The sequence below is a fragment of the Candidatus Poriferisodalis sp. genome, from assembly GCF_965204195.1.
Taxonomy (GTDB): Bacteria; Actinomycetota; Acidimicrobiia; order Acidimicrobiales; family Poriferisodalaceae; genus Poriferisodalis.
The window spans coordinates 2,693,005-2,707,072 of the sequence record NZ_OZ241975.1; the positions used below are offsets into that span (position 1 = coordinate 2,693,005).

The window sequence follows — 14,068 nt, forward strand, 5'->3', positions numbered from 1 at the left end:
CACGGCGGCCCAATACGCTGCGGTGCTGAACCCACGAGCAGAGTGGGCAGTGTGCGGGCTGTCGGTGCGGCGGCTGAGGAGGCCAACATGAACGACGACGCCAGCGCGGGAGCCGAGGTCAGCCTGCCGCCCCAGTGGTCGGCCGACCTGAGCGGTCAGACGGCGTTCGTCACCGGCACCACGTCGGGATTGGGCCGCCGTTTCGCCACGGTGCTGGCTGCCTGCGGCGCCAGCGTGGTGATTTGCGGGCGGCGTGTGGAGCGGCTGAATGCCCTGGCTGGCGAGCTGGAGGCCAGCGGCGCCACCGTGTTGCCCATACCGCTCGACGTGACCGACACCGAGGCGCTCTTTGAGGCCGTCGCCACCGCCGAATCCCAGTTGGGAACTGTCCAGATCCTGGTGAACAACGCCGGCAAACCCGACGCTCGTCTAGCGCTCAAGATGGACCCAGCCTTCGTCGACGAGATGATCTCCACCAACCTCACGTCGCTGTTCCACCTGTCGTGCGAGGTCGCACGCCGCCTGATCGCCGCCGAGCTGCCCGGCCGGATCGTCAACATCTCTTCGGGAGCCGCATTCAGGGCACCGCTGGGCACCTCGATGTACGCGATCACCAAGAGCGCTGTGGTGCGCATGGCCGAAGTGCTGGCCCAAGAGTTCGCCCGCTACCACATCAACGTCAACACCATCGCCCCAGGCGCGTTCGACAGCGAGATGATGGATGGGATGCTCGAGCGCATGGGCGACTTCACCCAGATGTTCCCCCGTCGCCGCCTCGGCAAGCCCTCGCAGCTCGACTCGACGCTGCTGTACCTGGTGTCACCGCTGTCTGACTTCGTGTCCGGCACCTGCATCACCGTCGACGACGCACAGGGCGCCGACTGAGCCGGTGAGCACGCCCGTCGATCGCACCGACGCCGACGCCACGAGCGTCGACAATCGCTCTGATCCCGACGCCACGAGCGTCGACAATCGCTCTGATCCCGACGCCACGAGCGTCGGCATTGCCGACCTGGATGAGGCGGCGCAGCACTGGCGCGAGCACGGCTGGGTACTGGTCGATCAGCTCGTGCCGACCGCCGACATCGACCACGCCGTCGAAGAGCTCTGGGACCTGTACCCGCGGCCCGAGGAGTTCCACTCGGGCGACCCGGCACTTCGAGAGCGCTTCGTCGGACGCAGCTACAACCAGGGCCACAAGTTCGGCGACGCCGAACCCGAGGGGGCGGCGTTCCGTCCCGAACAGTTCCTGGGCCACATTCTGTTCCCGTACACCTCGCACCGGCTGAACCGGCTGCAGGTACACGCCGATGTGCTGCGGTTCGCCCGCATGGCCATGGGCATCGACGACATTCGCATCTACCAGGCCCGCATCTGGGGCAAGTACACCGGGGTCGCCAACTACGAGCAGCCGTTCCATCAGGACCGCAATCACAACGTGGTGCCCGACCGTCTCGAAGCGGGCTGGTGGAATCTGGAGGGCTTCCTGTACCTGAGCGATGTGGATGACGGCGTGGCACCCACCGAGCTCGCCGGAGGCCCAGCAGACCCCGCCCGGCCCTACGACGGACCGCCTGACGGCGATCGGATCTCTGCCGCAGGAGTGCGCGGCTCGTTCTTGGCGTACCGGCCAGACGTGTGGCACCGTGGCGTCGACCTCACCCGGCCCGACGGCAGCCGATTCCTGATGAGCGCCTCGTTCAAGCCCGGCGGTGCCGACTGGATCGGCTACGACAACGTGCAGCCGGTCTCCAACGGGCCCCTGTGGTCGAAGTTCGCTGCCTCCTGCACGCCCGACGAGCTGTCGCTGTTCGGCGCCCCGCTGCCCGGCCACTCGTACTGGACACCCGAATTGGTCGACGCTCTCGAAGCCCGCTACCGCGGCATCGACGCATCCCCCTGGCGCGACGCGCTGAGCTGACAGCGCTGCAACGTTGGTTTGGCAGGAAGCCGGGCATGGTCGCGAAGTAGCGTCGGCGGCCATGAGCTTTTTCGGACCTGATCACTTCGAGACCATCACCGACGGCCTGATCTTCCCTGAGGGACCGGTGGTGCTGCCCGACGGTTCGGTGGCCGTTGTCGAGATCGGGCGCGGCACGATCACGCGCGTCGATGTCTCCGACGGTCGCAAGGACATCCTGGCCACGCCAGGCGGCGGGCCGAACGGCGCCGCTCTGGGCCCCGACGGGGCGCTGTACGTGTGCAACAACGGCGGCTTCGAGTGGATCACCGTGCGGGGACGCACCGTGCCCGGCGAGGTTGCATCCGACTACACCACCGGCCGGATCGAACGCATCGACCTCGAGACCGGCGAGGTGGACATCCTGTATGCCGACGTGAACGGCGTGTCGCTCAAGGGACCGAACGACATCATGTTCGACTCCACCGGCGGCTTCTGGTTCACCGATCACGGCAAGACCCGCACCCGCGACCGGGACCGCGGCGGGCTCTACTACGCCAAGGCCGACGGCAGCCACATCGAGGAAATCGCATTCCCGATGGACGGTCCGAATGGTGTGGGCATCTCCCCCGAGGAAGACCGGGTCTATGTGGCCGAGACCTTCCAGGGCGCCATGTTCGCCTTCGACCTTGAGGGCCCGGGCAAGGTTGCCGCCGGTGTACCAGCACGGGGCTGGTTCCTGGCCCGACCAGCCGGCCGCAAGTACTTCGACTCGCTGGCCATGGACGCCGAAGGCAACGTGAGCGTGGCCACGATCCTCACCGGCGGCATCAGCACCTTCACCCGCGATGGCGACGAGCTCGAGTTCGCCCCCACCGACGATTCGGCCACCACCAACATCTGCTTCGGCGGCGACGACATGCGTACGGCGTACGTCACCCTGTCTGGCACCGGCCGCCTCGCCGTCGGCGACTGGCCCCGCCCCGGCCTGAAGCTGCCGTTCTAGGCCACACAACGCGGCAACGCACCGCCGTTGTAGGCGACGTATCTGATGGGCCGCCTACTGCCGCCGCAAGCTCCTAAGCCACACAGCGCGGCAGGGCACCGCCGTTGTAGGCGACCATGTCCATGATCGCCTGGGGGACGCCAGGGAATTCGTAGCCGTTGGCGGCTGCCTCGCGGTAGGCGACGTGGAGGTTGCCGGCGAGACGCTCGGGGTCGGTGTAGCGGCCGTGCGGGCCGAGATCGGTGGCCTGGGCCTGCTCGAGCGGTGTCCTGCCTGCTGCGAGCCCTTCGGCGGCCGCTTCCTGCACGAAGCGCAGGTAGGAGCGCTGCTCGTCGAGCACGCGAGCGATGTTGTCGCCGCCGAAGTGGGGGCCATGGCCCGGCACGATCACATCTGCTCCGAAGCTCTCGATGACATCCATCGCCTGAATCGTCCCGGACACCGATCCGAACAGCGCGAACGGCGTGCCGCCGTGGAAGATCAGGTCGCCGCAGAACAGCACCCGACAATCGGGCAGCCACGCCACGATGTCGCCGTCGGTGTGGGCTACGAAACCCAGGTCCGACAGCTCAATGCGGCGGTCGTCGAGATACAGCACCATCGAGCCCTCGAAGGTCACGTCAGGCGCCCGGAACTGCAGGTCCCCCCACTCGACACCGGGAAAGACAGCGCTGTAGTCGGGGATGCCCGCGGCCACCATCACGTCACGGCACTTGGCGTGGGAGATGATCGTGGCGTCAGTGAATTGGTAGTTGCCGTGGGTGTGGTCGGCGTGATGATGCGTGTTGACCACAACCCTCACCGGGTTCGACGTGACCGATGCGATGGCGTCGAGATAGGCCCTGTTGCGGCGCTCCGTGGAGGTGGTGTCGATCGACACCACAGCGCTGGAGCCGGCGATGAACCCCATGTTGTTGATGAACCAGGTGCCGTCGGGCTGGACGTAGCTGTACACGCCCCGGGCCACCTCGCTGAGCTGCGCCGCCTCAATTGACGCGTGTGCTCCATGACCTGCATGTTCCGACATGTGCCCCCCTCGAACCTGCCGAAGCGGCCGCTCGTGCTTGTTCAGTACTACGGCGCAGCGTAGAACCCGTCGCCTACGCTGGGAAGCGCCTCGGACCGCGCCCGCGGGGACTCAAAGGAGCCGCCATGAGCACGACTGCTGACACCGACAGCGCTTCTGCAGAACGGGACTTCGACGTCTACAGCGACGAGTACATCCAGGGCGCCGCAGACGTGTGGGACGAGCTGCGCGCCGAATGTCCCGTCGCCCACAGCCCCCACAATGACGGGCACTGGATGCCCACGACGTGGGACGACATCGCAGCGGTCGCCTACGACACCGAGAACTTCAGCTCCCGCGACATCGCCGTGGCGCCCACGCCCGAAGGCGTCGGGCTGCTCACCGCCCCGCCGATCACCTCAGATCCGCCGTTCCACACCGACGCGCGCCGATTGCTACTGCCGTTCTTCGGTCCTACAGCCGTGGAGGAAATGGTCGAGGTCACTCGCAGCATCGCCCGCGAGCGCATCGACGCCATCGCAGCCGAAACCGGTGCGGACAAGGGCCGCAGCGGTGTGACGGATGCCGCCGACACCTATTCCAAGCACATTCCCGTGCGGGTCATTGCCCGTATCCTGGGACTGCCCGAGTCGGACGAGCCCAAGTTCACCCGCTGGGCAGTGGATGTGCTGCAGTCCAAGGGCGATGAGTTCGACCGGCGGGCAAACGCGACCCGTGAGGTGCTCCACTACTTCGGCGAGCTCACCGACCAGCGGCGCCAGGAACGCGCGGACGACCTGCCATCGAAGCTGCTCGACATGAAGCTGCCCAACGGCGACCCGCTGGCCAACCACCACATCACCGGCGCCAGCTTCCTGTTGCTGCTGGCGGGCATCGACACCACGTGGAGCTCGATCTCGGCCAGCTTGATGCACCTGGCCATGAACCCCGATGACCGCGAGCGGCTCGTGGCGGAGCCCGAGCTCATCCCCACGGCCATCGAAGAGTTCCTGCGTGCCTACTCTCCGGTCACCATGGCCCGCGTCACCGCCACTGACGACGCAGACATCGGCGGCTGCCCCGTGGCCAAGGGCGACAAGGTGCTGCTCCCATTCGGCGCCGGCAACCGCGATCCGTCCAAATTCGACCGTCCGGACGAGGTCGTCATCGACCGCGCCGAGAACCGCCACTTCGCGTTCGGGCTGGGGATCCACCGCTGCCTGGGCTCGAATCTGGCCCGCATGGAGCTGAAGGTCGCCATCGAGGAGTGGCTGGCCCGGTTCCCGAACTTCGAGCTCGCCACCGATGCCGGCCAAGGCGGCGTGGAATGGGGCGGCGTGCAGGTGCGCGGCCCCCGCAACCTGCAGATCCGCGTCGGCATCTGAGCCAGCGGCGAGCGGCGCCGCTCGCCGTCACTCTCCCAGCGCGTTCGACAGTTCCTCGGGGGTCATCAGCACGTCGCGGGCCTTGGAGCCCTGGGACGGACCCACCACCCCGCGCTGCTCGAGCAGGTCCATCAGCCGTCCGGCCCGGGCGAAGCCGACCTTCAGCTTGCGCTGCAGCATCGACGTCGAGCCGAGCTGGGTCTCCACCACGATGGCCATTGCCTGGCGCAGCAGTTCATCGTCGTCGGCATCGCCGGTGGTGCCGCCCGGCAGGATGCTGCTGCCATCCGAATCGTCGCTGCCCTCCACGCCTTCGACGTATTCGACATCGGGTGCCTGGCGCCGCCAGTGAGCCACCACATGGGCAACCTCCGACTCGCTCACCCAAGCGCCCTGGATGCGGCGCGGCGTGCTGGAGTTCGCCGACAGCAGCAGCATGTCGCCTTGGCCCACCAGCCGTTCGGCGCCGGGCTGATCCAGGATGACCCGGCTGTCGGCCAGGCTGGACACGGCGAATGCCAGCCGGCTGGGGATGTTCGCCTTGATTACCCCGGTGATGACGTTCACGCTCGGGCGCTGGGTAGCGACGACGAGGTGGACGCCGACGGCACGGGCCATCTGGGCCAGGCGGGTGATGGACTCCTCGACGTCGCGGGCCGCCACCATCATGAGGTCGTTCAGCTCGTCGACGACCACCACGATGAAGGGCATCGACTCGTGCGGCTGGTCGTTGCCCAGCAGCTCGCTCTCGTCGCTGTGCAACGCACCGTCGAGCACGGCCGCGTTGTACCCGGTGATGTCGCGAAAGCCCGCCTCCGACAGCACGTCGTAGCGGCGCTCCATCTCCTTCACAGCCCACGCCAGGGCATTTGCCGCTTTGCGCGGCTCGGTCACCACGGCTGTCAGCAGGTGCGGCAGGCCGTCGTACTGCCCGAGCTCGACCCGCTTGGGGTCGACGAGGATCATCCGCACCTGATCGGGCGTGGACCGCATGAGCAGCGAGGCGATGATCGAGTTGATGCACGACGACTTGCCCGAGCCGGTCGCGCCGGCAATGAGCACATGGGGCATCGTGGCCAGATTGAGCATGACCTCGCGACCCGAGATGTCCTTGCCCATCGCCACCTCGAGCGGGTGCGTGGCGTCGGCTGCGGCCTTGGCGGACAGGATGTCGCCGAGCGCAACCAGGTGACGGTCGGAATTGGGAACCTCGATGCCGATCGCCGACCGGCCCGGGATCGGCGCGAGGATCCGGACATCGGCGGCGGCCATGGCGTAGGCGATGTCTTTGTGGAGCGCGGTGACGCGCGACACCTTCACGCCCGGTCCTAGCTTCAGCTCGTAGCGCGTGACCGTCGGTCCGGGTTCCCAGCCGGTGACCTGGGTCTCCACGCCGTGACTGGCCAGTGCGGCCACCAGTGCTGCAGCGCCCGCCGACAGCTGGGCCCGGTCGAACTGCTGGGTGCCGCTGCGCTTCAGCATCGACTTTTTCGGCAGCTTCCAGCGCGGGCGCTGGCTGCCAGATCCCTTGCTCTCGCTTGCTGCGCTTGCCGCCGGCACGGGTGTCGGGACGGGATCGTCGCCGGGCAGCTCCACGAATTGGGGCGGCGATGGCTCGAAGACAGCCTCGTCGGAGGCTGTCTCGCTGGTGTCCGGGGCGGCCGGGTCCAGACCGGGAATCTGGCCGGCCGGCTCAGCCTCCAGGTCGTACTGCTCTTCTCCGAATGACGGCGGTTCGGGATCCTCGCCGACGCGCTGCAGGCTCCGGGCACCCTTCGACAGCGAGCCGCTCAGCTTCTGGCCCAGCGCAGACAAACCGGTCCAGATCCATCGCAAGACCTGACCGAGGCCGATGTTGGCAACGATCATGATGGCGAACAGCATCACCAGCAGCAGCAGCACCCAGGTCGCGGGGTCGTCGATCAGGCGTCGCAGCGGCTCGGCAACGATCGCACCGAGCACTCCCCCGCTGCCTCGCAGGTCCTCCAGCGACCCGAAGCCGTCGGCGGATCCGGACAGGTGTGCGGCTGCGGCGAAGGCAACCGTGAGCATGCTCAGCCCGAAGGCCGCACGGCCGCTCCGTTCCGAAGAGGTCATGCGGGCGAGCGCGATGCCGATCCAGACCAGCAGGATCGGCACCACGTACCGGAACACGCCCACCAGGACAGCGAGGGCGCTCTCCAAGACTCGGCCCACGATGCCGGCTCGGTCGCCCAGCAGGCCCAACGCGCAGATCACCGCGAGCGCGAACAGCGACAGCGCCACGATCTCGCGGGATCGGCCGCTCAGAGCATTGCGAACGACCCGCGAGAACCCGCTGCGGCCTTCGTGTGCAGACGACGACTTGGACGCGTCCTTTGAGCCATTGGCCCCGGCGGTGCCGCGCGCACTCACCCCAGCGAGAGTACCGAGGCGGGACCGGACCCTTGGAGACCCCGCCGACTATGCGTCGTCTGTTCCTGCCCCGAACGAACTCGGGTCAGCGGCTGCGTTGCGGCGCTGATTGCGGACGGTCTGCACCGCAACCAGCACGAACATCGCCACGGTGAACGGGATCGAGTAGCGATTGATGAACCTGATGACCGCCCCGAGAGGGCCCGCGAACAGATCGGCAACCCACCACACCAGCGCCAGGCGAGTGAACGTGCCAGCCAGGTTCACCACCACGAAGGGCAATTGACGCATCCGCGCAATGCCCGACAGCAAGCACATCGGGTAGCCGGGTATGGCGAACAGCAGCAGCCAGCCCGCTCGCGGGAACCAGCGCTCCAGCCAATCCATGGTGCGGATGACGCGGCTGCGGGGTCCGAATTCCGCGGCGAGATAGGCCTTGGCGTTGGGGCCGTAGTCGTAGCCGAGCCGGTACAGGAACGGGTCGGTGATGAACAGGCGGGTCAGCCCGATGGCCATGAACGCCCACAGCGGGGCCTGATGGGCTACGCCCAGCAGGATGGGATCGGTGGCGTTCAGCGACAGCAGCAGCAGCGGCGCCCGCGCAATGAGGGCGGCGAAGAAGATCTGCCCTGCATAGGCCGCCAAGGCGAAGCCCACCGGCACTGCCGCCAGCAGCTGCATCCGCCGTCGGTCTGCATCGGTGATCACCGGGCCAGACGACGCCCCCTCAGCAGCGGCGGCTCCACCCGTCGTTGATTCGTCCCCGCCGTCACCAGCCACCGCGGCCGAGGCTACGCATCTGTGCAGCCGCAGCGCCGGTATACGAACGCTCCGACACTCGCTTTCTAGGCGGCGCCCGGTGCCCTCTAGCCTGCGGCGTCATGGAATCGACGATGATGGACGTGCCGCTCACTCTGGACCCGCTGTTCGAACGTGCCGAGACGCTGTTCGCGGACAAAGAGCTGGTGACTGCCACCGCGACCGGCATCGAGCGCACGAACTATGGGCGCTGGGCCGAACGGACCCGGCTGCTCGGCGGTGCGCTCGACGATCTCGGCATCTCTGCCGACGGCCGCGTCGCCACGTTCGCCTGGAACACCGATCGTCACCTCGAGCTGTACTTCGCCGCGCCGTGCTCGGGCCGGGTGCTCCACACGCTCAACATCCGGCTGTTCGCCGAGCAGGTCACCTACATCGCGAATCACGCAGAAGACGAGGTGATCTTCGCCGACCGGTCGCTGCTGCCGCTGCTGTGGCCGCTGGTGGACGAGATGGCCACGGTCCGCCACGTCGTCGTGATGGACGACTCGGGCAGCAGCACCGGACCCGAGATTCCCGACGATCCGCGCATCGTCGACTACGAAGAGCTGCTGGCGGCCGCGTCGCCGGCGGCGTTCCGCGTCGCCAACGAACACCAGGCGGCATCGATGTGCTACACGAGCGGCACTACCGGCGAGCCCAAGGGCGTGGTGTACAGCCACCGCTCCACCTACCTCCACACCCTCGCGGCGATGCTGGTCGACTCGGCCGGCGTGTGCGAGAGCGACGTGGTCATGCCGGTGGTGCCGATGTTCCACGCCAACAGCTGGGGCCTCAGCCATGCGGCGGTGGCCGCCGGGGCCAAGCTCGTCAACCCCGGCCCGAACCTGGCACCCAAGCCGCTTGCCGAGCTGATCGAGACCGAGCGGGTCACGCTTGCCGCCGGCGTTCCCACGATCTGGATGGGCGTGCTGGGTGAGCTGGAAGGGCGCGACGTGTCGAGCCTGCGTGCCATTCCCTGCGGCGGCTCGGCAGTGCCCAAGGCGCTGTCTGAGGGATACCGGGAGGCGGTGGGGCTGCCGATCCTGCAGGCGTGGGGCATGACCGAGACCAGCCCGCTGTGCTCGATCGCACACATCCGCTCCGGCCAGCAGGGCCTCGACGATGACGCCAAGGCCGACCTGCGCACCACCGTCGGCACGATCCTGCCGACCGTGGAATTCCGCATCTGCGAGCCCGACACCACCGACTCGGTGCCCCGCGACGGCGAGTCCTCTGGCGAGCTGCACGTTCGCGGCCCCTATGTGACCGGCTCGTACTACAACCGGCCCGACGCAGCCGACTCGTTCACCGCCGACGGCTGGCTGCGCACCGGCGACGTGGCCACCTGCGACCCGAACGGCTACATCCGGCTCGTGGACCGCACGAAAGACCTCATCAAGTCCGGCGGCGAGTGGATCAGCTCTGCCGAGGTGGAGAACGAGATCATGAGCCACCCCAAGGTGGCCGAGGCCGCGGTGGTCGCTGTTGCCTCCGACCGCTGGATGGAACGGCCCATGGCCTGCGTGGTGCCGGTCGAGGGGGAAACGATCACCCACGACGAGCTCGTCGAGTACCTGACGCCGCGGATGGCGAAGTGGTGGCTGCCGAGCGCGACCCAGATCATCGACGAGGTTCCGAAGACCTCGACGGGCAAGTTCTCCAAGAAGACGCTGCGGGACCGCTTCGCCGATCTCGTGGTGGAGTGAGCCGGGCGTGAGCACCCCGCACCGCTCCGAGTCTGATGCGAGCGGTCCACACCGCTCCGAGTCTGATGCGAGCGGTCCACACCGCTCCGAACCGCGCCTGCTCGTTTGGCTGGCCCTGCGCTTGAAGGGCCTGGGCGAAATCGATGACGTCGCTGCGATCCACGGGCTCGAGCCCGACGACACCGAGTGGCTGCTGGCAGAGCTGGACGCTGCCGGGCACTGCATGTTCCGCGAGGTCGGCGGGGTGCCGAAGTTCATCCTCACCCCAACCGGCCGCGACGACGGCGAGACCGCGCTGGCCGCTGAGCTGGATGCGGCCGGTGCCCGCGACGCCGTCACGGCGGCCTACCGGGACTTCCTGGCACTGAACCCCAAGATGCTCCAGCTGTGCACCGACTGGCAGGTGCTTCCCGAAGATCACCCGGCTGTGGCTGACGCGGGGCCCGGCGACGGCGGTCGGCTCAACGACCACGGTGATCCGGATTACGACGCGGCCGTCATCAGCCGGCTGGACGACCTGCATGGCGAACTTGGCGGGGTGCTCGACCAGCTCTGCAGCGTGATGGCCCGCTACGACAACTACGCGCCCAGGTTCGCCGAGGCGCTCAGCCGGCTGCAGGACGGCGAGCTGGACTACCTCACCAAGCCGATGATGCCCAGCTACCACACGGTGTGGTTCGAGCTGCACGAGGACTTGCTGGCCACGCTCGGCATCAACCGCGCCGACGAAGGCAGCGTCTGACACCCAGCGCTTGACGCGATGTCGCGTCTCGACAAGGCCAACCGTCTCGCCCGATGACCAGTCGCCGAAACTGTGTTGAATCTCGCTCCTGCCCGCTGTTAGCTTCAGCCGCAGAGGTTGCTGCTGCGACTTCGAGCGGCGGATCGCCCGGAGCGGCCGAGTCAGGTTTTCTACTTAGCTCCAGGGCGATCCGCCTGCTCGCGAAACTAGGCACTCACGTCTGTGGGCGGCCACTGATTTTCTGAACCCGACTCGCCAGGAAATCAAGCACAGGCCGTCGCGGGCGCGGCAGTAGTCTCGGAGCCATGAGCGCGCGATTCGGACGAGTGGTTCCGGCGATGATCACGCCCTTCGCGGCAGATGGATCGCTGGACGTGGATGCTGGGGTGACGCTGGCCCGCTGGCTCGTAGGCGAGGGCGCCGAAGGCCTGGTGATCACCGGCACGACCGGTGAGGCCCCCACCATCACCGATGAAGAAGATTGGGAACTCTGGCGCGCCGTGGCGGAGGCCGTCACGGTGCCGGTCGTGGCCGGCACCAGCACGAACGACACGGCGCATTCGGTGAGCCAGACCCGCAAGGCCGCCGAGCTGGGAGTGGACGGCATCCTCGCAGTCACGCCGTACTACAACCGGCCCTCCCAAGCCGGCATCGCAGCGCACTTCGCCGCCGTTGCCGAGTCCACCGACCTGCCGATCATCATGTACGACATCCCGATCCGCACGGGGCGCAAGATCAACACGCCGACGCTGCTGGAGCTGGCGCAGATCCCGAACATCGTGGCGGTGAAAGATGCTGCAGCGAATCCGGGTGAAACCGCGAAGGTCATCGCCGAGGCGCCCGAAGGCTTCGAGGTGTACAGCGGCGACGACACCTTCACGCTGCCGCTGCTGGCTGTCGGCGCTGTAGGCGTGATCAGCGTGGCGGCGCACTGGAGCATTCCCGAGCACGTGGCGATGTTCGATGCCTGGGACGCCGGCGACGCCACCAAGGCCCGCGAGATCAACGCCGCCCTGCTCGAGAGCTACGACTTCGAGACCGGCGACGAGGCGCCCAACCCGGTGCCCACCAAGGCCATGCTGCGCACGCTGGGACTGCCGGTCGGCGAGCCGCGCCTGCCCATGGGCCCGACACCCGATGGTTTGGAAGACCGCGCCCGAGAGGTCTACGCCCGTCTGAAGCAAACTTGAGCCGCCGCAAGCGCCGCTCCCCCGCCGAGGGCCCGCCCGCCGGGTCCGACGGCCGCAACGACCGCGCACGGTCACAGCGAAGCAGCCGCTCGCGCCGAACACGGCAAGCGCCTGCGCACAGCGCCAAGGGTGGCGGCGACAGCGGCAGCGTCACTGTCACGTTTCTGGGCGGGCTCGGCGACGTCGGGCGCAACTGCACCGTGGTCGAGCAGGGCGGCAAGCTGCTCGTCATCGATTTCGGGGTGATGTTTCCTGACCCGGCGATCATGCCGGGGGTGCAGCACGTGCTGCCCGACATGGGCTGGCTTAACTCGCGTGCCCGCGACATCGTCGGACTGGTGATCACCCACGGCCACGAGGACCACCTCGGCGGCGTCCCCCACTTCCTGCGCAGTATCGAGGTTCCCCTGTACGGGTCGGCCCTGTCGATGGCGCTGGCGGAGCACAAGGTGACCGAGGCACGCCTGGCAGACTGCACGTCGTTTCATGTCATCGGCGACGGCGAGCGCCGCAAGATCGGCCCGTTCGACGTCGAAGCACTGCCGATCACCCACTCGGTGCCCCAAAGCCTGTGCATCGTGCTGCACACGCCGGTCGGCGCACTGGTGCACACGGGCGACTTCAAGATCGACCCCTCACCGGTGGATGGTCGGCTGACCGACCTGGAACGCCTGCGGGCACTGGGCGACGAGGGCATCGCCCTGCTGATGGCCGATTCCACCAACGCCGACCGTCCGGGCCGCAGCGCGTCGGAGACCGAGATCGGCGCCACGCTGCGGCGGCTGTTTGGCGAGCGCCAAGATCGGCGTCTGATCGTGAGCTGCTTCGCCAGCCACCTGCACCGGGTCCAGCAGATCTGCGACGCCGCCATATCGGAGGGCCGCGTGGTGGTCCCGGTGGGTCGCTCGATGGTGCACAACGTCCGCATCGCACGCCAGCTGGGGGTTCTGGACGTTCCGGAGCGTGCGCTGTTCAGCGTCGAGCAACTCGACCGCTTCAGCCCCGACGAGGTCTGCATCGTCTGCACTGGCAGTCAAGGTGAACCTGGCGCAGCACTGTCGCAGATCGCCGGCCGAGCGCACTCCGACGTGACGACCGGCGCCGACGACACGGTGATCCTGTCGAGCCATCCGATCCCGGGCAACGAACGCGCAGTATTCCGCATGGTGTCGCGACTGGCACGACAGGGCGCCGAGGTGATCCACGACGGGCACGAGCAGGTGCACACGTCCGGGCACGCCCAGCGCGACGAGCTGCGCGAGCTGCACCAGGCGTGCCGCCCGCGCTGGTTCGTGCCGATCGAGGGCGAGTTCCACATGCTGGCGCGCCACGCCGGGCTTGCCCGTGAGATGGGGATGAAGGCCAAGCGGGTGCTGACGCTGACCGACGGCGCCCAGATCACGCTCAAGGGCAATGAGCTCCAGGTCCGCGCCGGCGTTGCCGCGCCGTACCACTACGTAGACGGGACGCTCGACGATCCCGACACCGAAGTCATCGACGAGCGCTTGGCCCTGACGGCAGGATTCGTGCACGTGACCGTCGTGCTCGACCGCAAGGGCCGTCTGGCGGCAGCACCCGACATCGCCTCGCGAGGCTGGCTCGACGTGACCAAGCACGCCGACGTGGTCGAAGCGCTCTCCGCCGACATCGCCCAGGCCGTCGAACAGGCCGTCAAGGGATCACGGCCCAGCCCCGACCCAGACGAGATCGAGCGCGTCGTGCGCCGCGCCACCGGTCGCTTCGTCGGCAACCGCACCCGCCGCCGCCCCGCCGTCTCCGCCACCGTGATCTCCCTCGACTGAGCCCGCTTGACTCGCCTGGGACCAGCTGAACGGCAGCGGCAGCGCGTATCGCGCCTTGTCATGCCTGAAAGATCGGCAGCACAACCCTGCCATACGTGAATTGCCACAGGCGGCGAATGCCTCGGCGCCGACGGTC

At 67.9% G+C, this 14,068-nt stretch carries 11 protein-coding genes; 8 read left to right on the plus strand and 3 right to left on the minus strand.

Annotated features, from left to right (window positions below; genetic code table 11):
• Positions 1 to 87 precede the first annotated feature (87 nt).
• The 3 genes from ACOGI8_RS12060 to ACOGI8_RS12070 all read left to right on the plus strand — a co-directional run bounded on the left by ACOGI8_RS12060 (position 88) and on the right by ACOGI8_RS12070 (position 2,906).
• Positions 88 to 885, plus strand: a complete 798-nt coding sequence (locus ACOGI8_RS12060; protein WP_419854046.1) for an SDR family NAD(P)-dependent oxidoreductase — start codon at positions 88 to 90, stop codon at positions 883 to 885.
• 4 nt (positions 886 to 889) lie between these two features.
• Positions 890 to 1,921: a hypothetical protein gene (locus ACOGI8_RS12065; protein ID WP_419854047.1), complete on the plus strand. Its 1,032-nt coding sequence runs from the start codon at positions 890 to 892 to the stop codon at positions 1,919 to 1,921.
• Positions 1,922 to 1,982: 61 nt separating this feature from the next.
• Positions 1,983 to 2,906, plus strand: a complete 924-nt coding sequence (locus tag ACOGI8_RS12070) for an SMP-30/gluconolactonase/LRE family protein (protein WP_419854048.1) — start codon at positions 1,983 to 1,985, stop codon at positions 2,904 to 2,906.
• Between the two features lie 73 nt (positions 2,907 to 2,979).
• On the opposite strand, the gene ACOGI8_RS12075 is transcribed toward ACOGI8_RS12070, so the two are convergent.
• Positions 2,980 to 3,933, minus strand: a complete 954-nt coding sequence (locus ACOGI8_RS12075; RefSeq protein ID WP_419854049.1) for an MBL fold metallo-hydrolase — start codon at positions 3,931 to 3,933, stop codon at positions 2,980 to 2,982.
• 125 nt (positions 3,934 to 4,058) lie between these two features.
• On the opposite strand from ACOGI8_RS12075, the gene ACOGI8_RS12080 reads away from it, so the two are divergent.
• Positions 4,059 to 5,297, plus strand: coding sequence for a cytochrome P450 (locus tag ACOGI8_RS12080; protein WP_419854050.1), 1,239 nt, complete (start codon positions 4,059 to 4,061; stop codon positions 5,295 to 5,297).
• Positions 5,298 to 5,324: 27 nt separating this feature from the next.
• Here ACOGI8_RS12080 and ACOGI8_RS12085 read toward each other — a convergent pair whose 3' ends face one another.
• On the minus strand, positions 5,325 to 7,691 hold the full coding sequence (locus ACOGI8_RS12085) for a DNA translocase FtsK 4TM domain-containing protein (RefSeq protein WP_419854051.1): 2,367 nt from the start codon (positions 7,689 to 7,691) through the stop codon (positions 5,325 to 5,327).
• Positions 7,692 to 7,739: 48 nt separating this feature from the next.
• Positions 7,740 to 8,471: a hypothetical protein gene (locus ACOGI8_RS12090; protein ID WP_419854052.1), complete on the minus strand. Its 732-nt coding sequence runs from the start codon at positions 8,469 to 8,471 to the stop codon at positions 7,740 to 7,742.
• Positions 8,472 to 8,572: 101 nt separating this feature from the next.
• Here ACOGI8_RS12090 and ACOGI8_RS12095 point away from each other — a divergent pair, with 101 nt between their 5' ends.
• The 4 genes from ACOGI8_RS12095 to ACOGI8_RS12110 all read left to right on the plus strand — a co-directional run bounded on the left by ACOGI8_RS12095 (position 8,573) and on the right by ACOGI8_RS12110 (position 13,932).
• A complete protein-coding gene (locus ACOGI8_RS12095) occupies positions 8,573 to 10,198 on the plus strand; it encodes a long-chain fatty acid--CoA ligase (protein ID WP_419854053.1) in 1,626 nt (541 codons plus the stop codon).
• A 7-nt stretch (positions 10,199 to 10,205) separates the two neighbouring features.
• A complete protein-coding gene (locus ACOGI8_RS12100) occupies positions 10,206 to 10,940 on the plus strand; it encodes a transcriptional regulator (RefSeq protein WP_419854054.1) in 735 nt (244 codons plus the stop codon).
• A 305-nt stretch (positions 10,941 to 11,245) separates the two neighbouring features.
• Positions 11,246 to 12,130, plus strand: coding sequence for a 4-hydroxy-tetrahydrodipicolinate synthase (gene dapA / locus ACOGI8_RS12105; protein WP_419854055.1), 885 nt, complete (start codon positions 11,246 to 11,248; stop codon positions 12,128 to 12,130).
• Entirely contained in the window at positions 12,127 to 13,932 is a 1,806-nt protein-coding gene (locus ACOGI8_RS12110; protein ID WP_419854056.1) for a ribonuclease J, read from the plus strand. The genes dapA and ACOGI8_RS12110 overlap by 4 nt, the downstream gene beginning before the upstream one ends.
• The last annotated feature ends 136 nt before the right edge of the window (positions 13,933 to 14,068 follow it).